Consider the following 25,576-nt stretch of genomic DNA (forward strand, 5'->3'; position numbering starts at 1 on the left):
CCTTTCTCGAGAGGGATGCCGGGCGGGCAACCGCTCGCCGGGGTGTCACGGGGTGACTCGTAGCGTGATCAGCCCGTCTGCGGGCACTTGTTGCAGGAAGTGGTCCAGGATCTGTCCGGTGTCGAAGTTCATCAACGTCGCGGCGATGGTGTTGAGTTTCGGTTGCAGCGCCTCCCCCACGAGCTTCAGATCCCCGCCACTCGTATCGAGGAACGCCTGGAGACGCGCGACAAGGTTGTTCAACCCGGCAATGGCTTCGGGCTGGTTGCGGCTCATGAGGATTGGGAGATGCTTGTAGAAGTCCTGCCAGTTCACCCCGGCCTTCGCCGCCACCGGCGTGAAAGTGGTCAAATCGGGGTTCACCCACTCGGAATTGTGAATGAGCGTCCCGAAGTTGCTGAGCAGCTCGCGGCCCTGCCCGTCCAGCCCGTTGAGCATGTTGTTGAACTGGTTGCTGGCGCGCGACAAGTTGGGCAACACCGCGACGGGATCCGGCAGGGCGGCATCAGATTCGTTGATGATGCGAGCAAGTGCCTCGGGATCCATCTGGTGCAGGACGCGAACAATGCTTGTCGCCAACTCGGAGATCGACGGCGGCTGGACGACTGACGCCGTGGAGATGTGTTGATCGTCCTTCAGCATCGGACCGCCATCGCTGCGCGGAACCAGTTCTATGTACGATTCGCCCAGCGCCGACAGATTCTGGAGCTGCACCTCGGTGTCGACGGGAATCTGATAGGCATCCTCGACGTAGAACGCGATGGAAGCCGCATGCATGGACGTCGATGTGCTCGTCACCTTGCCCACGGGCACACCGCGTAAGAGAACATTCGAGTCGGGCACGAGGCCGTTGACGTCTGGCACATCCATGGAGAGGTTCGTCCGGTGCGCCGGCGGCTGGATACGAAGTCCAAGGGAAGCGAAGTAGCACAGGACAATCGCGATGATTGCCGCGAAGACCAGATACGAGATGACGTCCTTCACCTTGATGACGCTCACGGCGTGGCCCCCAGAATGCGCAGAACGTCCTGGACGTTGTTGGAGAGTTCGCGGCCGTCCGGCCCGATGATCGAAGTGATGTTGATGGCCGGGTACTTGTCGACTGGGAGGAACATCTCGGTGAACACCTTGCGATACTTAGGTATTTCGGCTTCACCTGCCACCTTCGACTCCTGCAGCGCGCCGGTAGAGTCCGCCAGCGAATTGAGGAATGGCACAAGCCAGTAGCCACCCAACGTGATGCTGCCGACGCTGGGCAGAATGGTGCCGATGTAGTCCAGCACCGCGACCAGATGCTCGAATCCGAGCTGCCCCTTCGGCGAGAAGAGGTACTGCAGGTCCGGAACCCGGTTCTTCACGACCTCGGCGGATTTCGCCACTCCGTCGAGCAGCTGGTCAACCGAATCGAGGTTTCCCGCCAGGGCTGAGAGATCGGTCTCGACCCGGCCTGTCAAGATCCGCACCTCGTCACTCGACGGCACGACGCGATTGAGCCGAATGATGGTGTTCTGTGCCCGTTGAATGGACCCGCTGGACACGAAGTTGGCCAGGCTGGCGATGGTGTCTTCCAGCTGCGGCGGGGACGTCGTCTGAGCAACCGGGATAACCCCGCCCCGCGCCAGCGCGGGGGCCGGCCCCGTGTCAGCCGCCGGCCGCTCCAGCGCAACGTAGATGTCGCCCAATACGGTTGCCTGCTGCAGCACGGCATGGATATTCGACGGGATGATAATGCCGCGCTTCATCCGCGCGGTCACGTCGACGTCTTCGCTGGCTAGGGTCACCTTCGAGACGACACCGACGGTGACGCCGTCCAGTACCACCTTCGCGCGGTCGGGGAGGTTCAGGACGCTGTCGAACTTCATGACGATGTCATAGCCGTCGTCGTATGAGGGACCTGGCTGCGGTAGCGCATCGACATTGACTGCGGCACAGGATGACACCGTCAGGACGACGGTTGTCATGACACCGGCCAGCCACCGGGAGTGCCGTGTCATTTGGCCGCCGCCAGAGTGAGGACATACTGAAGTAGTGCCACGTCCACCGCGTAGGGCGTTCCTTTGACGTTTGCGCAACTGCCCGGGACCGACGCGTTCATGATGTTGCACTGAGCAACGCCGTCGGGCGTGCGAATCCGGTACAGCGGCGGCCGGTAGTGCAGCGTGAAGTCGTGGTTGTTGACGAGGTTGATCAACCCGTTGAGCACGCGCGGCGCCACGTTGAGCAGACTCGCGTAATACGGTGCGCGCGGACTTGCCTTCCTGAGGAAGACCGACACCGCCTCGAGTAGCTGTTGAATCTGTGGGCCCAGTTCCTTCTCGATGCTTCCGGCCGCTTCGATGACTGGAATGATTCCTTCCATCGTCTTCGAGGCGCCTTCAAGAGTTTCGGCGGCGTCTTCGCCTGCGGAGGTGGCCAGATCGTCGAAAACCCCGTGCAGCGTCGGCTCGACATCGACCAGCGTCGTGGTCAACTGCCTGAGGTTTCGGGTCACCGAAGCAAGATCACCGATGGCCTGGTCGGGCGCATCGACGACCGACGACGTGGTGGTGAGCAACCTGTTGGCCCCCGGCCCCTGGCCGCGCAGCGCTCGATCGATACCGGTCACCATCTGCCCGATGTTGTCCGAGCCTGCGGGATTGATCGAGTTGATGAAGTTCGTCGAGGATCCGATGACTTGAGACAGACTCTTCGGGGTCAACGATCGACCGAGTGGGATGCAGTCGTTCGGGAGCAACTTCTGCATCTGCTCGTAATCTCCGACGAGTTCCAATGCTCGATCGGCAAGGATCGATGTCGATCTGGTGACTGCTTTGGCATCCGCGGGGATCTTCCGTCCATCATCGACGATGAAATCCACCCGAACAGACTGAGCAGACGGAGTCAGCGCGGTGACCTTGCCGATGGGAAAGCCCAAGTGCGTGACGGGGTTATCGACATAGAGTCCGACGCTGTCAGGCATGATCGCGCAATAGTGGGCGGCGTCTGCCTTGGTAGGTGACGTGCACGAGGAGCAGGCGGCCGCGGCGATCGCAATGACCGACACCGATGCCAAGGCCCGGATCCGGGGTGGACGCAGCGGACTCATCAGCAGGCACTCCCAGGCACTGGTACGCAAAGGTCTGTTGCCAGTAGTCCCGGGTCGGCGTTCTGAGCGTTGAGGATTCGATCGAACAGATTCTGCACCCGCTTGAGTGCACGAATGGTCAGCCCGTTGCGTTCGACGAAGGACCGGCCACGCTCGAGGTAATCCCTGATCTTTTCAACGAATTCTGCCTGGTGAGCCTCGTAGGTGTCGGCCAGCGGTTTGATGGCGAGGAGGACTTCGCCCAGACCTTGCAGCGTCTGGGAGATGCCCTTGTCGTAAATCACCATCGTCTGCGTGGCGATCGAGACCTTCCGCACCAGCTGGGTGAACTTATCCCGGTATTGCGCCAGCGCCCGGATGTATTCATCGGAGAGGTTGAGAATTTCGGTGACCTGACCGCGTTGCCGTTCCACGGTCGACATCAGTGCGTTGCCAGCATCTATCGTGGTGGCGACCACCTGTACGTTGGTGCCGGTCAAGCCCTGCGAGATCTGGTTGAGCGACTCGTTCAACGGCTTGGTATCGACGTGCTCGGTGATCTTGGTGGTGTCGGCCAGCGTCCGAATCAGGCTGTACGGCATAGTGACTCGTGATGCTGGGATTTTTTGATTTCCCAGCGGGGCATCACCCATCGACGCAAGATTGACGTAATAGCCACCGACAACGGTGAGCATGCGAACGTCGACCTGCGATTGATCGCCGACGAAGGCTTGATTATCGATCTTCGATTGCACCAGAACCTGATTCGGCTCCAGCGTCAACCGGGTCACCGTCCCCACCTTGATTCCGGCCATGCGCACCTCATCTCCGACACGTATCGCGTTTGCGTCATCGGTGTAAAAGGACACGGCCTGCTCTTGGCCCGGCGGGTTGTAGTAGACGTATGCCAACACCAGTCCGATGACGGCAGCGACCACGATGGTCGCAACACCCCAGGACACCGGGCTCCGCAGAAGACGATTCGACATCAGCGATTGCATAACACCACCCGTTGACCATTCAGCAGCACATCCATCGTTTCGGGAAGTTGAAAGTTGCCCCTCGAACACGGCTGCACTTCGGTCCCGTCGTTGCCCGGCGGTGGGACGTTCTCGTTGATCACCGGGACCAGCTTGAAGGCGTCGAAGAAGTTATCGAGGTTGCTCGATGCCCGATCCAATGCATCGTCGACGTTGTTTCCGTTTCTGAACCCGGCATTGTGCAGCAGGCGGGTGACCGGATCGAAGAAGTCCTTGCTGTATAGCAGATCCTTGCGAAACTCGTCGAGAACCGAATTCACCTTGTCCACAGGCCGGTTCACCAGGTCGATGATGTGGATGAACCGCTCGGAGGTGCCGCCGATCCCATTGGCGATCTCGGAGAGGTTGTTCATCAATGTTGCCACGACCTGCTGACGGTCAGACACGAATTCAGTAAGCCGGCGAATGCTTTGCAGCAGCGGCTCCAATCCACTGCCGTCGCCGGTCAAGAAGGATGCGGCATTGGCGGTGAACGTGTTGATCTCCTCGGGGCTCAACGTTGCCAGCACGGGCTGCAGACCGTTGAAGAGGGCGGTCACGTCGAAGGAAGGCTGAGTCATAGAAGTCGGTATCTGCTTGACCAAGTTCGCCTCGGCATAGTTCTCAGCCGGGTTCGTCACATCGACATAGCGAACACCGGTCAGCGCCTGGAACTTGATGGCGAGCCGGGTGTCGGGCACGACACCGTACTTGCGGTCCAGCGTGAACTTCACCTGGGCGACATTCTGGCCGTCGACTCGGGCCAGGTCGACCGATTCGACCTTGCCGACACGAACTCCCCGAACCCGTACATCGCCGTCCTGATGAAGACCGGAGGCATCGGTGTATTCCGCTACATACGTTCGTGTTTGGACATTGACAGGATTGATGAGGGTGTTCGACAGCAGGATGAAGAGCACGACCGACACGACGAGTGCAACACCGATCCGCCACGAGGCAGCCAATGGCTTCACGGGGTGCCCTCTGTCGCGATACCGACCGACGACGCCACGCCGGGCAAGCTGTCCAGCAGAATCCGGACCGAAACGGCGTGTTGCGTGCCGTTTCCGGCATAGAGATTCTCGAATCGGGAACGCAGGTCCGATAGCTTCTCCGCCACATCCTTCGGTCGCAGCAGAACGGGTCCGGTATCGGTGATCGCTTTGATACCGCTGATCAACGGGATGAGATCATCTACGTGGCTGCTTACGAGTTTACCCACCGCACCGAACAGGCCATTCTGCGCGAGGCTCAGGTAGGTGTCCCAGTGCTTGGCGTAGAACTCCGGGGAGATGTCACCGAGGCTCGGTGTGTCGACGTCGGTCAGGAATGGGAACTCGAATTTCGGACCGCTGGACGACGCAGGTCGACGGATCTGCCCGGGGTAGTAGCTGTAGTCGATGATCCGCCTGCCGGCGATAATCGCCTCGTTCGCGAACGGTGGTACGGCTTCGACTGCCGAAGACAGCTTGATCAGTTGGTCCTCCGTCGGGTGTACCTGCACGGCTTCAACGGCCCGAGTTACGGTCACCGCAGTTTCGAAAAGCGGGTTCAAGCCGTCGGTGTAGCGGGTCACGCGATCGATCACCTTGATCAACTGCGGGGTAAGGGATGCTTCAGACACATTGCCCAGCTGATTGAGCAGTTCCGAAAGGGTGAAGTTGCCCGACGGTGTGAGACTGAGCCTGCTGCCGTCCTTGAGTTCTCGACCCCCCGGATTCGGCACGAGGTTGATGCCCGGTACCCCGAAGTAGTTGATCGGCCTGAAATCTATGCTGACACTGTCGGTCAGGCCTTTGGTGGGTTGCGACTGCAGGGCAGTCTCCAATTGCACGCCACCGCCGGCCAAGTTGGTGACATCGGTGACCTGCCCGACCTTGACGCCGTGCAAGACGACTGCCGTGCCCGCTTGCACACCCTGGCCAACATAAGGTGTCGAAATCACAACGGAGTAAAGCCCTTTGGCCCGTTCTCCCAATGGATCGGCGACGACGATTGATACCGCCACAGCGATGCACAAGACGACGGCCGCGCTGATGGACATCAGCACCCGTTCTTGGCGCTGCGCGGATCCTCTCAGCATGAGATTCCCTCTATCCCTTGAAGATGAACTCGGGCTGCAGGCCCCACAGCAGCACAGTGGTGGTGAAGTCCAGGACGACGATGGTCACCAGACTCGCGCGTACGGCCCGACCCGACGCCATGCCCACTCCCACCGGCCCACCCGACGCGAAATATCCGTAGTAGCAATGGATCAGCGTCACCGCAACGCAGTAGATGGTCAACTTGATCGTCGAATAGAGCAGATCAATCGGCGTGAGGAACATGGCGAAGTAGTGGAAGTACGTACCTCCGTGTTCGCCGTTGAAGACAACGACCACCGTTTGGATCGTGTAGAAGACGGCCATGACGGTCAGCAGATAGCCGGGTATCACGCACGTCAACGCGCCGATGAGTCGGGTGCCGACGACAAAGGGGATGGGCCGCAAGCCGATCGCCTCGACGGCGTCGATTTCTTCCGCGATTCGCATGGCGCCGATTTCGGCGGTCATTCGCGTACCCGCTTGGGACATGAACGCGATTCCAGCGACAATAGGTCCGAGAATTCGGACGGCACCGATTCCGCCGATGATGCCCGATAGCGATCCGAATCCCAGGATGTTCAATACCGCAAGCGACTCGATCCCGAGAGATGCACCGGTCGCGATGCCTAGTAGGAGTAGCACGCTGATCGTGCCGCCATCGACGATCAGCGATCCCCTGCCCCACGCCATGTTGAGCGTCGCGGCCAGGGTCTGACGAGAGTAGCGCCGCACGGTCAGGGGCAAGTAGTAGAAGACCTGACCGATGAACAAGATCCAGTGGCCAAATCCGCTCACGGGCTTCTTCACGGTTTCGCCAACGGCTGCACTCGCGCGCCCGAAACCAGAGGGTGCCGACATCACGCCACCGCCGTCGGAAAGAACATCGTCGCGATCTGCGTGATCGCAAGGTTCGCGAACAGGATGAGAACGACATTGATCACCACGGCCGCGTTGACGGCATCCGCGACACCGCGCGGGCCGCCCTTCGCCTCCATGCCCCGCATCGAGGAGATGACGGCCACGATCGCGGCGAAAACGAGGCCCTTCCCGATTGCGAAGTAAACGTCGGTCATCTTGGCGAACGTTCCGAATGAGTTCCAGAAGCTCCCCGGCGCTACGCCGCTCACCGAGACCGAGAGCAGGAACGCAGACGCCGTTCCCGACACGATGATGACCAAAGTCAGCATGGGTGCGATCAGCAACAGCGCCAAGAAACGAGGTACCACGAGGCGACGAACCGGGTCCACACCGAGCACTCGCATGGCGTCAAGCTCCTCGCGAATGGCCCGCGCACCGAAGTCAGATGCGATCGCCGATGCCGCGGCACCGCCCATAAGCAGACCCGCTGTGACAGGTGCCCCCTGCCGCAAAACCCCCACCCCACTTGCCGCGCCGAGTAGCGCGGTTGCACCCACTTGGGCCACCAGTCCCGACACGACAACCGTCACGATCCCGCCGATCGGTATTGCCATCAATACAGCCGGGGTCGCGGTGACCTTGAACAGTGCCCATGCTTGCCAGACAAACTCACCCGCCGGCAGTCGGCCGGTGACGGTGTCCTGAACGGCATAGCGCAGAACGGAAATGGCAAGAGCAATACCGCGACCGGTAGTCCCGGCGGCTGCCACCGGCGCCTTGGCGAGCCGTGTCGCGGTCCGCTTCGCCGAGTGGAGCGCGCCGGACTGTGGCTGATGGTGGCGAAGATTGCTAGCCCGGCCGGTCGCAGCGGGAGGATCCGCGACGTCTACCATCCGCCCAACCCAGACCATGAGATCAGGCACGCACCTCGATGCTCGGTAACAGCGAGCCTCGACTGAGCCACTCCTGCTCTCCCATCGTCGCTTGTGAAATCCCGGCCGGTGAACCGGCTTGCGGTACTCGTGTCGCTCATCGCCGTCCTGGACGGACTAGGTCGTATCCCGGATATGGCGCCGAATCCTGCACGCGGCCCCTCCGCTACGTCGACCTCGAGCAACTGGGTTGTGGGCGGTGACGCTAAACCTATAGCAAAGTGGTTTGGCTCACAGCGAGTAACAACCTATACCTAATAGCTTTAGTTGCCAAGCCCCAAATGCAACCGCGTTATTTTCACTGTCGTTAGTCCCGAACCCGACGCCGTCCACGCCTGTGCCAGCACATGCGTGAACCCGAGCGAACCTGGGCGCACCCGCCTGGACAAAGACAAATGGGATCTCCAAAGCCGTTCTGCAATAGTCGATTGCGCGGTCGCACTAGATGTTGAGGACGAAAGCGCTTTCAACCCGTCCGATGCTGCGACGCCGGCCCGACTCGACTCCACGCTTGGTCGCCAAGCTGGGTTCACTCACCGCGCGCGAACGGGCGCCTGCAGAGCTATCTGAGGTAAGTATCGAGCTGGGGTGAGACGTTCGATGGCAAGCTCCGGCGCTCGCTACTCCCCAAACACAGCGTGTGCGCCGGCGGAGACGGCCGACTACACCGGGTGCATCACGGACACAAGTAGATGAAGGCCAGTTGCGTGAGCGCCGGTGTCACCAGGGTCGCTTCGGTCCCCACGAAGCCCGCGGCCCGCTTGTCACAGGCGTACCAACCGTCGCTCAGCAACTCACCATCGCTGCGGAACGACACCGGGTTATGACTGGCCGCGAACACCCGGCGAGCCTGATCGAGGAAGTTGATTTCGGCCGGCGTGGGCGGGACCAACGGATCGGCGTGCGCTGGCATGGCAGCACTCACGCCCAGGGCGAACGCTCCGATTGCCGCAGCCCACGAAAAATTCCATGCGATCAACACAATCTCCTTCGGACACTTGCGCCCTGAGCGCTGGTACACGCTTCGGCGAGGGTGTCGTGTACGCATCAGTCGTCGCACTCAACTCGATAAAGCATCCAGCGGTAGGCGGCTCGAGGGTAATGATTCCCCCGGGATCCACTCGCGGATCGAACACGAACACCGACACAGCGCACTGCAAGTAACCTTATGACCGTAGGATAAGTGTGTCAACCGTCACCCTCCGTGCGAGGCAGGGGCGCTCCCCGTCTGCGGTCCGGGAGCAGCCGCCAGCCCCCCGATCATCGGGATTTGGATTGACTACTTATCTACATATTGTAGTTTTATCGGCATGATCAGCTTGGGCCACCTCCACCGCACGCCCGCGCCGATTGGATTCCGGTCCGAGCGCGACGAGGTCAGGATGCGATCAATGTGGAGATGGATTGCGGTGAGCACCTTTACGCTGCTGACGATCTCGTTCATGGCGCCGGCATACGCCGCGCCAGACAGTGTCGACCCCACCGCAAACTACTCCGTGTTCCTCCAGGCGATCGCCGGGGACGGGATCGTTTTGGACAGCCAACAGGCCATCCTTGAGGGACAGGCCGTCTGCAATCTCATGCGACCGCCCAACGACGCTTCACTCTGGGACGCCGGACGTCACGTCGCCTCGATGCATTCAAGCTGGGGAATGGGTCTGGCCCTGCACTTCGCCGACCGCTCCGTTCAGCACCTCTGCCCGCATAGAGGATCGTTCTGACCAAGCGATTCGGCATTCAGCGTTGCACAGCAAGCAATTAGAGGTTCGCAACCTGACGCCGGGACACGACAGTGATCCCGATGAAACTCAACACCACCTGGTCACGTTCGTTGGTCAGGGTCGAGCTGTACGTCACGTCGGCCCTGGCCGAACGCTCAGCGATATCCACGATCTCAACGGCCCCGGCCAGCGTCGCGCCCGGGCGTACCGGGAAGGGTAAGCGCAGCCGGTCAATTCCCTTGCCGGCCACCAGCGCCAGCCGTGGAATGAACTCGCGCGAGGCCAGACTGGAGAACAACGCCATCGTGTGTACGCCGCTGGCGATCACATCGCCGAACACCGGGTTGGTCTCGTCGAGATGGATGGGTAAGGGGTCGAACCTGCTGGCGAAGGCCAGCACGTCGTCGCGGTGCACCTGCACGGTGCCCAGGTTCATCCAGTCACCAACGCGCAGATCCTCGGCGTGCCATGGTGCGAGGTCGACTCGGTCGGCAAGGTCTCGCCCATTCCCGTTGACAGCAGCCATCGGGCCCTAACCTGAGATCGGGTCGGCGCAGTAGATCGATTTGGTGATCCGATAGGCGTCCAGACCTTCCGGACCGAGCTCACGGCCTAAACCGCTGGATTTCACACCGCCGAATGGCGACTGGATATCCAGCTGATAGTGATTGACTCCCACCGAGCCGGTGTGCATCGCCCGGGCCACTTCCAGCGCTCGCCCGGTGTCGCGCGACCACACCGTGCCGGCCAAGCCGAACTCGGTGTCGTTCGCCATCCTGATTGCTTCGCTCTCGTCGTCATAGCCGATGATGGTGATGACCGGGCCGAAGATCTCCTCCTGAGCGATTCGATCACGATTGTCGACATCGGCGAAGACCGTGGGAGCGACGTACCAGCCGTGCGGCCGGTCCCGCGGCACCGAGCCACCCGCAACGAGCCGGGCCCCTGCGCTGCGGCCGATCTCGATGTACTCGAGTACCTTGTCCCGCTGCCGAGCACTGACCAGCGGACCGACATCGGTCGTCTCGTCGAGCGGGTCGCCGACCTTGAGGCTTGTCGCCAAGTTGGCTATGGCGGTGACGAATTCGGCGTAGCGCGAGTTCGGAACCAGAATGCGCGAACTGAGATGGCACGTTTGACCGTTGTTGACGAACGACGCAGTCCGCAAGCCAGCCACCGTCGCCTCCAGATCGGCGTCGTCGAGGATCACCGCCGCGGACTTGCCACCGAGCTCCAGGGTGACCGGCTTGATCAGTCGACCGCACTCGGCGCCGATGAGCCGACCGGCATTGGTGGATCCGGTGAACGCCACCTTGTCTATCCCGGGATGGCTCACCAGATGGGCGCCGGCTTCGCTGTCCCCGGGCACGACGCTCAGCACTCCCGGCGGGAGACCCGCCTCGACGGCCGCGTCGGCGAACACCAGCGCATCCAGTGCGGTCTCGGGGGCAGCCTTGAGTACCACGCGACACCCGGCGGCGAGAGCCGGTGCGATCTTCATAATCGCCAGTGCCTGTGGATAATTCCAGGGCGTGATGGCCCCCACTACGCCGACCGGCTCACGCCGCACCACGGTGTGCCCAACCAGAGCCGGACGGGTTTCCTCAGGCTCCCACGCCTTGACCAACTTCGCGTAGTAGCCCACCAGCGCAGCCGGGAAGATCCCGTTCACCGCACGGGACAAGGTGATCGGCATGCCGTTCTCGCGGCAGACGATCCGCGCGGTGTCCTCACCGCGGGACCGCAGCGCCGCGGCGTACCGCTTGAGCACCTCGGCGCGCTCCGCAGGCGCGGCGGACGCCCACCGCAGCGCGGGGTCCTCCCGCGCCGCGGCCACAGCATCGTCGACATCGGACGTCGTGGCGTTGGGGCCGTCGGCAAAAGCCTCGCCAGTGGCCGCATCGATGACCGGAATGGTCCGCGCGGCTTCGCGGTACGTGCCACCGATGAAGATGCGGGCGGTGTCGGTGTCGGCAGGCGCTTGGCTCGATAACGTCATGCCAGTGAGTCCTTCACAATCGAAGTTGCAGCGGTCGGTGCGTACAGGACACCCGCGGCGATGAGACGGTCGACCGCCGCGCCGTCCATCTGCAGATGCCGCCGACACACTTCGACTGTGTTCTCGCCGAGTTGCGGGGCCGGGCGTAGGTCAGCCGGCGGAATGCGCCGATACTGCGCCGGACCTGTCTCAGTCGGCAGCGGCACATCGAACAACGGATGCGTCATCTCCGTGTACAGGGCGCGGGCCCGCACCTGCGGCTCATCGATGATGTCACTGCCCCGCAGCATGGGTGCGGCCGCAACACCGGTCTGCTGCAGCGCCTCGGTGAGAGCATGAGCATCGTGCCGCCAGGTGAAATTCGCGAGCGCACTGTGCAATTCGACGCGGTGCCGCCAGCGTTGAGGGGCTGAGCCGAATCGTGGATCGGTGTCGAGTCCGGCGGCTTCGAGTGCCTGTAGGACAGCACTCCAGTCGCGATCGGAACCTACGGTCACGACACACCATTCGTCGTCACCAGCGCACGGATAGACGCCATGCAGGGTCAGATCCTCGGTCACCGAGGTGCCGCGGGCCCGCGCCCACGATGTCGTGTAGAGCGCGTCTAGCTGACTGACCGCTGCTTCGGCCTGGGAGATGTGAATCTGTGCCCCACCACCGGTACGGCGACGTCGAGTGAGCGCGGCCAGAGTCGAAATCGCCGCCAAGCGCGCCACAAGGTGATCGGGGTACACCGTGACGGCGTCGGAGAACGGATAGGGCGAGTCCGTGCGCGGCGGATCCTCGGTGGCCCACAGCTGGGTGATGCCCGTGGAGGACCGTACCAGCGGACCGTAGCCGAGCCGGGAGCTCCACGGGCCGTCGTCCCCGAAGGCACTGCTTTCGGTCAATACCAGTCGCGGGTTGATCTCCTTCAGCTGAGAGAATGAAAAACCCAGCGCGGCAAGGGTTCCCGGCTTGAAGTTGGCGAATACCGCATCTGCGTCGGCGACAAGTCGTCTGAACACCTCCGCACCGGCGTCTGCGCGCAGATCCAGTCCCAGCGCCATCTGATTGCGGCGCGTCCAGGCAAACGACTCACTCATGATCTGGCCCGGACGCGCCTGCCGCAGTCCATCGGGGTACGAGGGGCTCTCGATCTTGATCACCTCGGCGCCCATGTCGGCGAACAGTCTGCCCAGCTCTCCCCCGGCGACGATTACCCCGAGATCCAGGATCGTCACGCCGTCGAGCGGGCGCGCCGCGGCTTCCACACCGGTCACCGTCGCGGGCCGCTCCGGCCACACCGGTTCTGCACTACCGGCTCGTTGCGCCAACCACCTCACACCGGCGCGTTCACCGTCGACCACTACGCAGCCGTCGGGAACCGTCACGATCACCTCGTCGGTGATGGCGGCATCGGTCCATGCCGACACGGCGTTGAAATGCCCACACTCCATTACCTCTGCTGGAGTCAGGATGGCCGCGACCGGCACTCCCCGCGCGGCGCCTTCGGCGACGAGTTGCTCGCCGGAGTATCGCGCGAACAGCGTTGCGATCATTATGCGAATTCTGTCGAAATCGGCTGCGCGGGCGCCGATGCTGTCGTACTTCACGTCCTGGAACTCGGCCGGCTCGCCCAGCCACGCGCGCATAGCGCGCCACTGTCGAGGTGACAAGATGCAGATGCGCACCCAGCCGTCCCTACTGGCGAAGATCGGGTAGGAGTCCTGGTTCTTAGGCCGACCGCGCCGCGCGGTGCTGAGCCCGCGCGCCGCGGCAGCCTGCCCCTGCGCGCCGAATGGTGGATCGAGTGCCTGCAACACGGCGTCATAGCGGGAGAAATCGACATACTCACCGTGCCCTGTTCGCAACCTCTGGAAGTAGGCAAGCAGCACCGCCCACGCCGCCTGAGCAGCGGCTGTGGATGAGGCGATATCCGCCGGCGGCAGTACCGGTGGGCCGTCCGGCGCACCCGAACGGGACAGCACTGACGACATCGCTACCAGCACAGAATCATCGGCGCGCCAGTGCGAGCGGGGCCCCTGCGTGCCGAAATCGGTCACCAACATTGCCACCAAATGCTCGTAACGATCAGCCAGGCTCACGATAGGAACGCCGAATGCGCTGGCCTGTCCCGGATTTCCGCTATCGACGATGATGTCGGCGGCACCCACCAAGGCCAGGAATATTTCACGGTCGCCGTCATCGGAAGCGTCCAGGATGACGCTTCTTTTATTGGCGTTGTGCAACGCGAAGGCGACACTTTGACCGTCGATCAGCGGCGGTCGGCGGCGTTCTTCGCACCCGCCAGGAGGTTCGACCTTTACGACGTCAGCGCCCAGATCGGCCAGCAGGCGGGTCACCTGGGCCACCTCGCCGGTCGTGGTGTCCACGATCCGCAGTCCGGCCAGTGGCGCATCTGTCGATGCCCAGGTCACTGTTCGCACTCCTCTCAGCCACCGCATCGGCGTAATGCATGGGCGCCCCGACTCGTCTCGTTCGGCGATCGCGTGCGCCGCGCAAAGGCGCCACACGGCGGACGGCGCGGCCTGCGATCACAGTATGCAGGTGTGCGCGCCGCAGTCAATACCTCATGGCATTAGGTTTAACGGAGAAGCATCGTCAGCTCGTCCGCACTGTCTGTGTCGCGCCGAGCAGGAAGGCGCGCACCTTGCCCTCGAACATCGCATCGGCGCTTAGATCGCAGGCCTTCAGTGCGCTGGCCAAAGCGGAGCCCGGTTCGACATCACAGCTGTGAAAACTGGTATCCGCATCTAGCGCCGGATTGATGAGTTCGCAGAGGGCAGCCCCGATCAGCAGCGTCTCCATACCGTCGAGAATGCGGATATGCAGTGCCACCGGCACTTCGGACCGTTTCAAGAACGCTGCCGCGGCCTCGTACCCGCCCGGCAGGAGATCACGCGGGCGGTAGCGCAACAGCAGCGGCGCAGTGTTGGTGTGCAACATGAAAGACCGTCGAAAGTTCACCGCCAGTGCAACGAAGAAGTCTGGCCAGTCGGGGCCCGGCACGACCTCTGACGTCGCGACAGCGGTTCCGGCGACATGCCGCACCACCGCGAGCAGGACGTCGTCCCGGTCGCGGAAGTGGTGATACAGCGACGGCACTCGGATGCCGAATTCATCGGCCAGCCGCGGCATTGTGAAGGCGTCCAGCCCTTCGGCACCAATGATCTCCACCGCGGCCAGCACCGCAGTCGAGCGGCTCACCAGAGGCTTATCGGGTCGGGCCATCACAGACCCTACCCGGATCGACGATCGACTGAGATTCTGTGCTCATGCGTTCCTTGACTCACCGGTCATGCGGACCGCTTGGCATCTTATCTACCGATGTTAGGCCATAACAATCTGTGGCGCAGCACGTTTGCTACCTGGTATTACAAATCGTGAAGGAGACAAGCGGGATGGCAGCAGTGCAACTGTGCTCCGATAGCCGCCGCCTGGCAGCCAATCCCACCAGCGGTCCAAACACTTTACCTATAGTGATTAGACTCCGGACATGTCCCTCAACCCCCGCACTCCGGTACTCGTCGGTTATGGCCAGGTCAACCAACGCCAAGAAAGTGCGGTCACCGAACCGGTGGATTTGATGGAGCAGGCGGCGCGGGTTTCTGCGGCTTCACGAGTGCTCGAGGCCGTTGATGCGGTGAGGGTCGTAAATCTGTTGTCGTGGCGGTATCGGGATGCGGGCTTGTTGTTGGCCCAGCGCATCGGCGCCCCGGACGCGGCGACCCGCTACACCAGTATTGGTGGCAACGTTCCGCAGTCACTGGTGAACCAGGCGTGCCTGGACATTCAGCAGGGGCGTAACGAGGTGGTGTTGATCGCTGGTGGTGAAACTTGGCGCAGCCGTACCCGGATGCGGGCACGGGGTGAGAAGTTGGTCGGAACCAAACAGGACGAGTCGGTGCCGCTGCCCACCGGGGCCGACGAGGAGTTCGCATTGGCCGGACCCGCGGAGGCCCGGATCGCGCTCGACCGTCCTGCGTACGTGTATCCGATGTTCGAGCAAGCATTGCGTATCGCGTCCGGGGAGTCCGCCGATGCGCATCGGCAGCGCATCGGGGCATTGTGGGCGCGGTTCAGCGAGGTGGCCCGGGACAATCCGCACGCCTGGAACCGTACGGCGGTACCGCCCGAGCAGATCTGGCAGCAAGGCCCGTCCAACCGGATGATCAGCTGGCCCTACACCAAGTTGATGAACTCCAACAACATGGTTGATCAGGGTGCCGCACTGATTTTGACATCGGCAGCCAAGGCGCAGCATCTTCGGATTCCGCGGGAGCGGTGGGTGTTCCCGTACGCGGGCACCGACGCGCACGACACATTTCTGATCGGGCAGCGGGCTAGTTTCGGTGCGTCCCCGGGTATCCGCATCGGCGGTAAGCGGGTGCTGGAGCTGGCCCAGCGTGGCATTGATGACGTCGATCTGATCGACATTTATTCTTGTTTCCCGAGCGCCGTTCAGGTGGGAGCCAATGAATTGGGCCTGCCCATCGATGATTCACGCCGACCACTCACCGTCACCGGGGGACTCACCTTCGCCGGTGGACCGTGGAACAACTACGTGTCGCATTCCATCGCGACGATGGCCGAACGACTCACCGACGCGTCCGGCTCGGTCGGGCTGATCACCGCCAATGGCGGGTATCTGACCAAACACAGTTTCGGGATCTACGGAACCAAGCCGCCCACCGATGAATTCCGCTGGGAGAACGTGCAATCAGCTGTCGACGCCGAACCAACCGTGGTCGCCGAAGACAGGTGGGTCGGCACCGGCATGGTGGAAACGTGGACCACCCCATTCACACGTGAGGACACCGCGGAAAAGGCCTTCGTTGCGGTCCGCACCCCGACGGGCAGCCGCGCACTAGCTGTCATCACCGATCCGTCTCAGGCGGCGGCGACCGTCACCGAGGACATCACCGGCGCCAGGGTGACCGTCAGTGCGGAGGGCATCGCTGCCTTGGAATAAGCGGAGACGAAGACGCCATTGAAACGGCACTGAGAGCGAGAATCTCGCAGATTCTTCGCTCTGGATGCGATCTCAACGCAAGGACTAGGTGCGCACGCGGGTGAACCGGTGCAGCAGCCACGCCACCGGGATCGTCATGATCAGCGTGACCACGAACAGCGCAGGCGCGGAACCGGTGTAGACCGGCCAGCGCAGCACCTCGACCATCGCGATCTCCATCACCACCAGGTGGACCAGGAAGATCTCGTAGGAGATCTCGCCCAGCCAGACCATCGGCCGGGTGGCCAGCGCGCGGGCGTACCAGCCGCGGTTGCCCAGCGCCAGCGGCGCGACGATCAACGTCGCGATCACGGCGTAGAACACGGTCTTCACCAACGCCTCGGCGATACCGGTCGGTGACGTGGTCGGCTCCCCGGCGATCGGGGTGGACACGATCAGGAAGCAGACGACGGCCAGCGGCACAGCGATGAACCCGAACACCCGAACTCCGATGGCCTGCAACACCGTCAGCAGCATGCCGCCGATGAACCAGGCCAGATAACCGGGCAACCACAACCGAGCACCACTGGGTAAAAAGTCGGTGGTGTGCACCAGCACCATCCAGGCCGGGCTCATCAGCGCCAATACCGCAAGCCCGGCCAGGAGCAGTCCGGGACGCCACCGCCGGCGGCACACCACGACCAACAGCAACCACGCAAGGACGGGCAGCGCGACGTAGAACGCGACCTCGACCGCAAGGCTCCACATCTGCGTGAGCCCTTGGTGCAGATAGCCGTTGAACATGTAGTTGTCGGTGTAGATCTGGGTCAGCGTGAGATTGCGCAGCAGGCCGATCCAGGTGTGGCCGGGATTCGGCCCGGCGGTCCGAAAGTGGTAGATCAGGTAGGCGGCCAGCACGGTGATCACGTAGGCCGGCATGATGCGCCGTACCCGGTGCCAGGCATACCGGCGCACTGACGGCGCCCCCTGCCCGGCCGCGGCGGCGCGCACCCACGGACCGAACAACAGGTAGCCCGACAGCACGAAGAAGATCGGAACGCCGATCTCCAGGCGCGAATACACCAGGCCCACAAAGCCGTGCGTGTACTTTCCGGTCGTGTAGGCGGCGTGCGTGCCCAGCACCAGCAACGCCGCCACCGCCCGGACACCGGTCAGCGAGGCGACCCGGTCGACACCCGAGACTGCTTCCAGTCCGCCTTGGTCGACCTGGCTGGACGCGATCATCGGCTCGTGCGCCGAGGCTTCCCGCCGGAGGGCCGCGAGTCGTACCTGGGGTTGCCGCGATCCGGCTTCAAATCGATCAGGATCCCGGAAATACGAGTCTTCTCAAGGGCTTTCAGTGTCTCTTTGGACAGCTTGGCGGGCAGCTCGACCAACGAGAAATCAGGCTTGATCGTGATGTGGCCGAAATCGCTCCGGTGCAAGCCACCTTCGTTGGCCAGCGCCCCGACGATCGACCCCGGACCGACCTTGTGCCGCTTGCCAACGGCAATGCGGTAGGTGGCCAGGTCGTCGCGGGTCTTGCGTGGCGGGCGATCGCGGTCGCCCCGTTCGGGTCGGTCGGGCTTTTCCCGCCGCTTCTCCGGCGGCGGCTCGGTCATCAGGAATTCCGCGCCGTCGCGGCTCTGCAGCGCCAGCGCAGCGGCGATATCGACCATCGGCACGTCGTTGTCGCGTTCGTAATCCTCGATCAGCCTGCGGAACATTTCGAACCCAGGTGCGTTCAGTGCCTCAGCGATCGAGTCGCGGAACTTCTCCACCCGCTGGGCGTTGACGTCTTCGACCGACGGCAGCTGGCCCTCGACCAGTTTCTGCCGGGTGACTCGCTCGATCGAGTTCAGCAGGTGGCGTTCCCGCGGGGTGACGAACAACAGCGCGGTACCCGAGCGGCCGGCCCGGCCGGTGCGCCCGATGCGGTGGACGTAGGACTCCGGGTCGTGCGGAATGTCGAAATTCACCACATGCGAGATGCGCTCGACGTCCAATCCGCGGGCCGCCACGTCGGTGGCGACCAGGATGTCGATCGTGCCGTCCTTCAGCTGGCTGATCGTGCGCTCGCGCACGGCCTGCGGGATGTCGCCGTTGATGGCCGCCGCGGCGAACCCGCGGGCCCGCAGCTTCTCGGCGACCTCTTCGGTGGCCTGCTTGGTGCGAACGAACACGATCATCGCGTCGCCCTGCTCGACCTCGAGCAGCCGGGTCAGCGCGTCCATCTTGCGCGGATACGACACCTGGAAATAGCGCTGGGTGATGTTCTCGGCGGTCTGGGTCTTCGACTTGACCGTGACCTCGACCGGATCGTGCAGGTATTTGGTGGTGATCTTCTTGATGCCCGGCGGCATGGTCGCCGAGAACAGCGCGACCTGCTTGTACTCGGGAGTGTCGGCCAGGATGCGCTCGACATCCTCGGCGAACCCCATCTGCAGCATCTCGTCGGCCTCGTCGAGCACCAGATAGTCCAGGTGCGACAGGTCGAGGCTGCCCTTCTCCAGGTGGTCGATGACGCGTCCCGGCGTCCCGACGACGATCTGCGCGCCGCGCTTGAGGCCCGCCAGCTGCGGCACGTAGGAGGAGCCGCCGTAGATCGGCAGCACGTTGACCTTGAGATGGGCGCCGTAGCGGCTGAACGCCTCGGCAACCTGGAGCGCCAGCTCACGGGTCGGCGCCAGCACCAGCGCCTGAGTGGTGCGGCTGGCGGGGTCGATCTTGGACAGGATCGGGATCGCGAAGGCCGCCGTCTTGCCGGTGCCGGTCTGCGCCAGGCCCACCACGTCGGAGCCGGCGAGCAATGCCGGGATGGTGGCGGCTTGGATCGCGGAGGGGGTCTCGTAGCCGACATCGGAAACGGCCTGCAGCACCGCGGGGTGGATCTGCAGGTCGGCGAAGGTCTGGGGGGCGTCGTCCGGGGTTGTCATCGGATCTGCAGTCTACTGCCGCAGCGTGCCGTAACCCGCTTCTGCTCCAGAAGGCCGGTACCGTCGCCGGTGTGTGGGATCGCCTACCGATAGCTGCGGCGGCAGTCGCGCTGACCGCGGCACTCGCGGGCTGTAGCTCCGGTGACTCGACGGTGGCCAAGACTCCGCAGCCGACGACGAGCGCGGTGACCACCACCGAGGCGCCCCCGCCGCCACCACCGCCGACGACGACCACAACGCCGCCGCCGGACCCGTGCGCGGTGAATCTGGCAGCGCCGGCCATCGCGCAGACCGTCTCCGAACTCCCCCGCGACCCGAACAGCAACCAGGGCTGGTACCCGGTCCCGATAGCCGGCAACTACAACGAGTGTGCGCAACTGTCGGCCATCATCATCAAGGCCAACACCAACGCCGCCAATCCGAACACCCGGGCGGTGATGTTCCATCTCGGCAAGTTCATCCCGACCGGGGTGCCCGACACCTACGGCTTCAACGGCGTCGACACCACACAAAGCACCGGCGACACCGTCGCGCTGTCCTACGTCAACGGCTTGGGCATGCAGAGCGTGGTGAAATTCCGCTGGAACGGCAACGGCGTGGAGCTGATCGGCAACGGCTGAGGCGTCGATGCGCTCCCACTAGGCGACGGTCAGCACGCCCTGCATGTTGGCGTGGTACTTGCAGTGAAACGGATAGGTGCCCGGCGTCGTCGGGGCCGTCAGAGTCTCCCTGCCGCCGCCACCCGAGATTCGGACGTCGAAGAGATCGTTCGCGTCGGCGGTGACGGTGTGGTTCTCGGAGTCGTTGTTGACGATCGTCAACCGTTGGCCCGGTTTCACTGACGGCGGCACCGTGTAGCTCATGTTCGAGATGACGATGTCGCCCGCGGCGGCCGGGGCGACGGTCGACGAGATTGGTGCCGACTCCGCCGACGTAACCGGCTCCGCAGGCTGAGGCGACGGTTGCGAGTTGCCGCCACACCCGCTCAGCAACGCCGCGGCAAGCAGCGATGTCGACATCAGTATCGCTGTGCGCCCCATGATCTTTCCTCCCACCGGTATGCGTCCGGCCGGCCGTCAACCTCAAAATCCGCGAACAGCCGAACGAATACACGGTACGAGTCCCCGCACGGCACGGTTCTGAAACGCTCATACTCGCCACGCCCGAGGCCGTCGGTCGCCAGGCCTACAGTGAGTCTGTGTTCGTCGCCGACGACCGGGTCGTCTACAGTGCCTCCGACCTCGCCGCCGCCGCGCGATGCGAGTACGCGCTGCTGCGCGCCTTCGACGCCAAGCTCGGCCGCGGCCCCGCGGTGTCGGTCGAAGACGAGCTGCTGGCCCGCACCGCGGAGCTCGGCGACCAACATGAGCAGCGTCATCTCGATGAGCTGCGCTCACTGGCCGATGTCGCCGTCATCGGCAGGCCGTCCTACTCAGTCGCCGGACTGACCGCGGCCGCCGAGGCCACGATGCGCGCGGTCGAACGGCGCGCACCCGTCATCTACCAGGCCGCCATGTTCGACGGCCGTTTCGTCGGATTCGCGGACTTCCTGGTGCTCGACGGTGACCGGTACCGGTTGCGCGACACCAAACTCGCCCGGTCGGTCAAGGTCGAGGCGCTGCTGCAGCTCGCCGCGTACGCCGAGACACTCGCGGCGGCCGGCGTGCCCGTCCACGACGAGGTCGAGTTGGTCCTGGGCAACGGGTCGACGACCTCCTACCGCGTCGACGAACTGCTGCCGGTCTACCGTTCCCGTCGCGCCGAGCTGCAGGGGCTGCTGGATCGCCACCTGGCCGGCGATACCGCGGTCAGCTGGTCCGACGACACCGTGCGAGCGTGCATGCGCTGCCCGGAATGCGAGACGCAGGTGCGCGAGTCCGACGACCTGCTGCTGGTCGCGGGTATCCGGGTCAGCCAGCGCGCACGCCTGCTCGATGCCGGCATCACCACGCTGCACCAGCTGGCCCAGCACAGCGGTCCGGTGCCGGACATGCCGGCCCGGATGGTCGACACACTGAGAGGCCAAGCCCGGCTGCAGATCGCCCCGCGGGCGGCCGGCAAACCGCCGTACGAGGTCGCCGATCCGCAGCCGCTGATGCTGCTTCCGGATCCGGACAGGGGTGACCTGTTCTTCGATTTCGAGGGCGACCCGCTGTGGACGGCCGACGGCACCGACTGGGGTTTGGAGTACATGTTCGGGGTGCTCGGCGCGGGCGGGGACTTCCGGCCGCTGTGGGCCCATAACCGGCGCGAAGAACGCAAGGCGCTCAAGGCTTTCCTGGACATGGTGCGCAAGCGCCGCAAGCGGTACCCGAAGATGCACATCTACCACTACGCGGCATACGAACGGACAGCCTTGTTGCGGCTGGCCGGACGCTACGGAGAGGGCGAGAACGAGGTCGACGATCTGTTACGCAACGGCGTGTTGGTGGACCTGTATCCGTTGGTGCGCAAGAGCATTCGGGTCGGCACCGAGAACTACAGCCTGAAGTCACTCGAGCCGCTGTACATGGGAGCCGAGCTTCGGGCCGGTGATGTCACCACCGCCACCGACTCGATCACCGAGTACGCCCGCTACTGCGAACTGCTTGCCGACGGCCAGGCCGACGAGGCCGCGACGGTACTCAAGCAGATCGAGGACTACAACCTCTACGACTGCCGGTCCACCCGGATATTGCGGGACTGGTTGCTGCAGCGCGCCTTTGAGGCCGGCGTCCCGCCGCTGGGCGCACAACCGGTGGCCGACGGCGAGCACCTCGACATCGACGATGATCTGTCCCGTGCACTGGGCGCGTTCGCCGGCGACGACGTCACCGCGCGCAGTCCCGAGCAGCGGGCGGTGGCGATGATCGCCGCGGCCCGCGGGTATCACCGCCGCGAGGACAAGCCGTTCTGGTGGGGCCACTTCGACCGGCTCAACAGTCCCGTCGACGAATGGTCGGACACCCCCGGCGTTTTCCTCGCCGAGGGCGTGACTGTCGACACCGACTGGAACGTGCCGCCGCGAGCCCGCAAACAGCAGCGCCGGCTGATATTCACCGGCTCGATCGCGGCCGGCGAGCTCGACCGCGACATGTACGCCATGTACCAGCCGCCCAGCCCGCCCGGGCTGTCCGACGACCCGGAGCGACGGGCGTACTCCTCGGTCACCGTGCTCGGGTGCGACGACCCGGCCGCACCGACCGAGGTGCTGGTGATGGAACGAGAACCGAAGAGCGGTGGCATTTTCGATGCTGTCCCATTCGCGCTGACGCCGGGTCCGCCGTTTCCGACGAAGGCGCTGCGCGAATCGATCGACGCGGCGGCCGGCCAGATCGCGGCCGGACTGCCCGCGCTGCCGCAGTCGCCGGTGGTCGACATCCTGCTGCGACGCCCACCCCGTACCGGTGGGCCGCTGCCGCGTACCGAGGACTGCGTCGCGAACATCACCGCCGCACTGCTGGCGCTGGATTCGTCGTACGTGGCGGTCCACGGGCCGCCCGGCACCGGCAAGACGCACACCGCCGCCCGGGTCATCGCCGCCCTGGTCAACGAGCACCACTGGCGCATCGGCGTTGTCGCGCAGTCACATGCCGTGGTGGAGAACCTGTTTCGCGACATCATCGGCGCCGGCGTGGGCCCGGCCCTGGTCGCCAAGAAACCCAGCGGCGAGGGGCCGTGGACCGATATCGACGAGAAGACCTATCCCGCGTTCATCACCGACAACGACGGCTGCGTGATCGGCGGAACGGCATGGGATTTCGCGAACTCGTCGCGGGTACCCCCGGCCAGCCTGGACCTGCTGGTCATCGAGGAGGCCGGCCAATTCTGCCTGGCCAACACGATCGCCGTCGCGCAATCCGCGACCAACCTGCTGCTGCTCGGCGATCCACAGCAACTCCCCCAGGTCAGCCAGGGCACCCACCCTGAACCGGTGGACGCCTCGGCCCTCGGCTGGCTGGTCGACGGGCAGCACACGCTGCCTGAGGATCTCGGCTACTTTCTGGATCGCTCCTACCGAATGCATCCGGCAGTGTGTGCCGCGGTGTCACGGCTGTCCTACGGCAATCGACTGCACTCGGTCGAGGAGCGCACCGCGGCCCGCCACCTCGACGGTGCCGAGCCCGGCGTCCAGGTAATGACCGTCGACCACGACGGCAACTCGACGGACAGCCGCGAAGAGGCCGAGGCGATCGTCGCCGCGATCGGGGACATGCTGGGATCGGCCTGGACCGACGAAGAGGGCACCCGGCCACTGACCGCCGCCGACGTGCTCATCGTGACGCCGTACAACGCGCAGGTGGTGCTGCTGCGGCGGCTGCTCGACGCGGCCGGGCTCTCGGACGTGCAGGCAGGGACGGTGGACAAATTCCAGGGTCGGCAGGCCCCGGTGGTGTTCGTGACGCTGGTGGCCTCCTCGATCGCCGAGGTGCCACGCGGAATCTCGTTCCTGCTCAACCGCAATCGGCTCAACGTCGCGGTGAGCCGGGCCAAGTATGCGGCGGTGATTGTGCGTTCGGCACTGTTGACCGACTATCTGCCCTCCACGCCGGCGGGGTTGGTGGAGTTGGGGGCATTCCTGGCCATGTGTGGTAAACCCACGGCATGAGTTCTTCGCTGGCCGAACGGCTCCGGGCCATCGTGGGTGAGGCGCACGTCGTCACCGACCCCGACGTCCTGGGCGGCCGCAGCGTCGATTACACCGGGCGTTACCGCGGCAGGGCCAGCGCGCTGGTGCGGCCCGGCTCGGCCGACGAGGTCGCCGCGGTGCTGCGGGAGTGCCGCGAGTCCGGGGTGTGCGTGACGGTCCAGGGCGGCCGCACGTCGCTGGTGGCCGGAACCGTTCCCGAGCACTATGACGTGTTGCTGTCCACCGAACGGCTCACGCAGATCGGCGATGTCGACGTCGTCGAGCGGCGGATCCGGGTCGGCGCCGGCGTGACCGCGGCGGCCGTCCAGCGCGCGGCAGCTGCGGCCGGCCTGCTGTTCGGTGTCGACCTCGCCGCGCGGGATTCGGCCACCGCCGGCGGGATGGCATCCACCAACGCCGGCGGCCTGCGCACCGTCCGTTACGGCAACATGGGCGAACAGGTGCTCGGCCTGGACATCGCACTGCCCGACGGATCGGTGGTACACCGGCACAGCCAGGTGCGAGCCGACAACACCGGTTACGACCTGGCCTCGCTGTTCATCGGCGCCGAGGGCACTTTGGGCGTCATCACGGCGCTGGACCTTCGGCTGCACCCGGTGCCCGCGCATCGTGTGACGGCGGTATGCGGATTCCGTGACCTGGAGGCCTTGGTGAGCGCGGGGCGCGCGCTGCGTGACACCGAATCGATTGCGGCCCTTGAACTCATCGACGGACGGGCGGCGGCACTCGCGGCCGAGCACCTCGACGTACCGGTGCCTACCGACGGCGGGTGGCTGCTGCTGATCGAATTGGCCGGTGAGACCGATCTGACCGAGCGACTGGCCGATGCGCTGGAGGACGCCGAGCTGGCCGGTGAGCCTGCCGTCGGCGTCGACAGCACCGCCCAGCAGCGGCTCTGGCTGGTTCGGGAGTCCACCGCCGAGGTGGTCGGACTGTTCGGGCCACCGCTGAAATTCGATGTCTCCCTGCCCTTGTCGGCGATCCCGTCCTTTGCCGCAGACTCCGCGGCGCTGGTCGCCGAGCATGCACCCGACGCGATACCGGTGCTGTTCGGCCATATCGGTGAGGGCAATCTGCACCTGAACGTGCTGCGCTGCGGAGCCGAACAGGAGGCCCACCTGTACGCCGCGATGATGAATCTGATTGCTGCACATGGCGGGAACGTCAGCTCGGAGCACGGCGTGGGCAGCCGCAAGCGCGCCTACCTGTCGATGGCCCGCACCGCGGAAGACATCGCCGCGATGCGCATCATCAAGTCGGCCTTCGACCCGACGGGCTACCTGAATCCGGCCGTGCTGTTCGACTAGGTATGGCCTCGAACGTAACGCCAGGGCGGCAGAATCCGGATTCTGGCGCCGTGACGTTACGCTCGGCGAGCT

General features: G+C 64.3%; 21 protein-coding genes. 5 read left to right on the plus strand and 16 right to left on the minus strand.

Annotation, left to right across the window (positions count from 1 at the left end):
* Positions 1-45: 45 nt before the first annotated feature.
* The 9 genes from AB4879_RS03015 to AB4879_RS03055 form a co-directional block, all read right to left on the minus strand.
* Complete coding sequence (locus AB4879_RS03015; protein ID WP_370506374.1) at positions 46-999, minus strand: MlaD family protein; 954 nt, start codon at positions 997-999, stop codon at positions 46-48.
* Positions 996-1,994, minus strand: coding sequence for an MlaD family protein (locus AB4879_RS03020; RefSeq protein WP_370506376.1), 999 nt, complete (start codon positions 1,992-1,994; stop codon positions 996-998). The genes AB4879_RS03015 and AB4879_RS03020 overlap by 4 nt, the downstream gene beginning before the upstream one ends.
* Complete coding sequence (locus AB4879_RS03025) at positions 1,991-2,959, minus strand: MlaD family protein (RefSeq protein ID WP_370506377.1); 969 nt, start codon at positions 2,957-2,959, stop codon at positions 1,991-1,993. The genes AB4879_RS03020 and AB4879_RS03025 overlap by 4 nt, the downstream gene beginning before the upstream one ends.
* Positions 2,960-3,084: 125 nt before the next feature.
* Positions 3,085-4,065 carry an MlaD family protein gene (locus AB4879_RS03030; protein ID WP_370506378.1) on the minus strand — a complete coding sequence of 327 codons (981 nt, stop codon included), beginning with the start codon at positions 4,063-4,065 and terminating at the stop codon, positions 3,085-3,087.
* Positions 4,053-5,057: an MlaD family protein gene (locus AB4879_RS03035; protein ID WP_370506379.1), complete on the minus strand. Its 1,005-nt coding sequence runs from the start codon at positions 5,055-5,057 to the stop codon at positions 4,053-4,055. The genes AB4879_RS03030 and AB4879_RS03035 overlap by 13 nt, the downstream gene beginning before the upstream one ends.
* A complete protein-coding gene (locus AB4879_RS03040; protein WP_370506380.1) occupies positions 5,054-6,166 on the minus strand; it encodes an MlaD family protein in 1,113 nt (370 codons plus the stop codon). Before AB4879_RS03040 ends, AB4879_RS03035 begins: the two co-directional genes overlap by 4 nt.
* Positions 6,167-6,176: 10 nt before the next feature.
* A complete protein-coding gene (locus AB4879_RS03045; RefSeq protein WP_370506381.1) occupies positions 6,177-7,025 on the minus strand; it encodes an MlaE family ABC transporter permease in 849 nt (282 codons plus the stop codon).
* Positions 7,025-7,918 (minus strand): ABC transporter permease, encoded by an 894-nt coding sequence (locus AB4879_RS03050; RefSeq protein WP_370506382.1) that lies wholly within the window; start codon positions 7,916-7,918, stop codon positions 7,025-7,027. Before AB4879_RS03050 ends, AB4879_RS03045 begins: the two co-directional genes overlap by 1 nt.
* 715 nt (positions 7,919-8,633) lie before the next feature.
* Complete coding sequence (locus tag AB4879_RS03055; RefSeq protein ID WP_115322042.1) at positions 8,634-8,870, minus strand: hypothetical protein; 237 nt, start codon at positions 8,868-8,870, stop codon at positions 8,634-8,636.
* Between the two features lie 397 nt (positions 8,871-9,267).
* On the opposite strand from AB4879_RS03055, the gene AB4879_RS03060 reads away from it, so the two are divergent.
* The gene (locus tag AB4879_RS03060) at positions 9,268-9,678 is read left to right on the plus strand and encodes a DUF732 domain-containing protein (RefSeq protein WP_370506383.1); all 411 of its coding nucleotides are present in this window, start codon (positions 9,268-9,270) and stop codon (positions 9,676-9,678) included.
* Between the two features lie 37 nt (positions 9,679-9,715).
* Here AB4879_RS03060 and AB4879_RS03065 read toward each other — a convergent pair whose 3' ends face one another.
* The 4 genes from AB4879_RS03065 to AB4879_RS03080 all read right to left on the minus strand — a co-directional run bounded on the left by AB4879_RS03065 (position 9,716) and on the right by AB4879_RS03080 (position 14,911).
* Positions 9,716-10,204 carry a MaoC/PaaZ C-terminal domain-containing protein gene (locus tag AB4879_RS03065; RefSeq protein WP_370506384.1) on the minus strand — a complete coding sequence of 163 codons (489 nt, stop codon included), beginning with the start codon at positions 10,202-10,204 and terminating at the stop codon, positions 9,716-9,718.
* A 6-nt stretch (positions 10,205-10,210) separates the two neighbouring features.
* A complete protein-coding gene (locus tag AB4879_RS03070; RefSeq protein ID WP_370506385.1) occupies positions 10,211-11,677 on the minus strand; it encodes an aldehyde dehydrogenase in 1,467 nt (488 codons plus the stop codon).
* Positions 11,674-14,097: a CoA transferase gene (locus AB4879_RS03075; RefSeq protein ID WP_370506386.1), complete on the minus strand. Its 2,424-nt coding sequence runs from the start codon at positions 14,095-14,097 to the stop codon at positions 11,674-11,676. The genes AB4879_RS03070 and AB4879_RS03075 overlap by 4 nt, the downstream gene beginning before the upstream one ends.
* A 184-nt stretch (positions 14,098-14,281) precedes the next feature.
* Positions 14,282-14,911 (minus strand): TetR/AcrR family transcriptional regulator, encoded by a 630-nt coding sequence (locus AB4879_RS03080; RefSeq protein WP_370506441.1) that lies wholly within the window; start codon positions 14,909-14,911, stop codon positions 14,282-14,284.
* A 265-nt stretch (positions 14,912-15,176) separates the two neighbouring features.
* Here AB4879_RS03080 and AB4879_RS03085 point away from each other — a divergent pair, with 265 nt between their 5' ends.
* Positions 15,177-16,652: an acetyl-CoA acetyltransferase gene (locus AB4879_RS03085; RefSeq protein WP_370506387.1), complete on the plus strand. Its 1,476-nt coding sequence runs from the start codon at positions 15,177-15,179 to the stop codon at positions 16,650-16,652.
* Between the two features lie 84 nt (positions 16,653-16,736).
* On the opposite strand, the gene AB4879_RS03090 is transcribed toward AB4879_RS03085, so the two are convergent.
* Both AB4879_RS03090 and AB4879_RS03095 read right to left on the minus strand, forming a co-directional pair.
* Positions 16,737-17,876 carry an acyltransferase family protein gene (locus tag AB4879_RS03090; protein ID WP_370506388.1) on the minus strand — a complete coding sequence of 380 codons (1,140 nt, stop codon included), beginning with the start codon at positions 17,874-17,876 and terminating at the stop codon, positions 16,737-16,739.
* On the minus strand, positions 17,873-19,567 hold the full coding sequence (locus AB4879_RS03095) for a DEAD/DEAH box helicase (protein WP_370506389.1): 1,695 nt from the start codon (positions 19,565-19,567) through the stop codon (positions 17,873-17,875). Before AB4879_RS03095 ends, AB4879_RS03090 begins: the two co-directional genes overlap by 4 nt.
* A 71-nt stretch (positions 19,568-19,638) precedes the next feature.
* Here AB4879_RS03095 and AB4879_RS03100 point away from each other — a divergent pair, with 71 nt between their 5' ends.
* Positions 19,639-20,187, plus strand: a complete 549-nt coding sequence (locus tag AB4879_RS03100; protein ID WP_199189940.1) for an LppP/LprE family lipoprotein — start codon at positions 19,639-19,641, stop codon at positions 20,185-20,187.
* An 18-nt stretch (positions 20,188-20,205) separates the two neighbouring features.
* On the opposite strand, the gene AB4879_RS03105 is transcribed toward AB4879_RS03100, so the two are convergent.
* Positions 20,206-20,607: a cupredoxin domain-containing protein gene (locus AB4879_RS03105; protein ID WP_370506390.1), complete on the minus strand. Its 402-nt coding sequence runs from the start codon at positions 20,605-20,607 to the stop codon at positions 20,206-20,208.
* Between the two features lie 158 nt (positions 20,608-20,765).
* Here AB4879_RS03105 and AB4879_RS03110 point away from each other — a divergent pair, with 158 nt between their 5' ends.
* Together AB4879_RS03110 and AB4879_RS03115 are read left to right on the plus strand one after the other, a co-directional pair.
* On the plus strand, positions 20,766-24,155 hold the full coding sequence (locus AB4879_RS03110; protein ID WP_370506391.1) for a TM0106 family RecB-like putative nuclease: 3,390 nt from the start codon (positions 20,766-20,768) through the stop codon (positions 24,153-24,155).
* The gene (locus tag AB4879_RS03115) at positions 24,152-25,504 is read left to right on the plus strand and encodes an FAD-binding oxidoreductase (protein WP_370506392.1); all 1,353 of its coding nucleotides are present in this window, start codon (positions 24,152-24,154) and stop codon (positions 25,502-25,504) included. Before AB4879_RS03110 ends, AB4879_RS03115 begins: the two co-directional genes overlap by 4 nt.
* The last annotated feature ends 72 nt before the right edge of the window (positions 25,505-25,576 follow it).

Source organism: Mycobacterium sp. SA01 (assembly GCF_041287105.1).
In the GTDB taxonomy this organism is placed as follows: domain Bacteria; phylum Actinomycetota; class Actinomycetes; order Mycobacteriales; family Mycobacteriaceae; genus Mycobacterium.

Bases quoted from the DNA above. Each gene is read 5' to 3' on its own strand.
- AB4879_RS03020 (WP_370506376.1), bottom strand. From the start codon at position 1,994: ATGACACGGCACTCCCGGTGGCTGGCCGGTGTCATGACAACCGTCGTC.
- AB4879_RS03025 (WP_370506377.1), bottom strand. From the start codon at position 2,959: ATGCCTGACAGCGTCGGACTCTATGTCGATAACCCCGTCACGCACTTG.
- AB4879_RS03030 (WP_370506378.1), bottom strand. From the start codon at position 4,065: ATGCAATCGCTGATGTCGAATCGTCTTCTGCGGAGCCCGGTGTCCTGG.
- AB4879_RS03040 (WP_370506380.1), bottom strand. From the start codon at position 6,166: ATGCTGAGAGGATCCGCGCAGCGCCAAGAACGGGTGCTGATGTCCATC.
- AB4879_RS03045 (WP_370506381.1), bottom strand. From the start codon at position 7,025: ATGTCGGCACCCTCTGGTTTCGGGCGCGCGAGTGCAGCCGTTGGCGAA.
- AB4879_RS03050 (WP_370506382.1), bottom strand. From the start codon at position 7,918: ATGGTAGACGTCGCGGATCCTCCCGCTGCGACCGGCCGGGCTAGCAAT.
- AB4879_RS03055 (WP_115322042.1), bottom strand. From the start codon at position 8,870: ATGCCAGCGCACGCCGATCCGTTGGTCCCGCCCACGCCGGCCGAAATC.
- AB4879_RS03060 (WP_370506383.1), top strand. From the start codon at position 9,268: ATGATCAGCTTGGGCCACCTCCACCGCACGCCCGCGCCGATTGGATTC.
- AB4879_RS03065 (WP_370506384.1), bottom strand. From the start codon at position 10,204: ATGGCTGCTGTCAACGGGAATGGGCGAGACCTTGCCGACCGAGTCGAC.
- AB4879_RS03070 (WP_370506385.1), bottom strand. From the start codon at position 11,677: ATGACGTTATCGAGCCAAGCGCCTGCCGACACCGACACCGCCCGCATC.
- AB4879_RS03080 (WP_370506441.1), bottom strand. From the start codon at position 14,911: ATGGCCCGACCCGATAAGCCTCTGGTGAGCCGCTCGACTGCGGTGCTG.
- AB4879_RS03085 (WP_370506387.1), top strand. From the start codon at position 15,177: ATGTCCCTCAACCCCCGCACTCCGGTACTCGTCGGTTATGGCCAGGTC.
- AB4879_RS03090 (WP_370506388.1), bottom strand. From the start codon at position 17,876: ATGATCGCGTCCAGCCAGGTCGACCAAGGCGGACTGGAAGCAGTCTCG.
- AB4879_RS03095 (WP_370506389.1), bottom strand. From the start codon at position 19,567: ATGACAACCCCGGACGACGCCCCCCAGACCTTCGCCGACCTGCAGATC.
- AB4879_RS03105 (WP_370506390.1), bottom strand. From the start codon at position 20,607: ATGGGGCGCACAGCGATACTGATGTCGACATCGCTGCTTGCCGCGGCG.
- AB4879_RS03115 (WP_370506392.1), top strand. From the start codon at position 24,152: ATGAGTTCTTCGCTGGCCGAACGGCTCCGGGCCATCGTGGGTGAGGCG.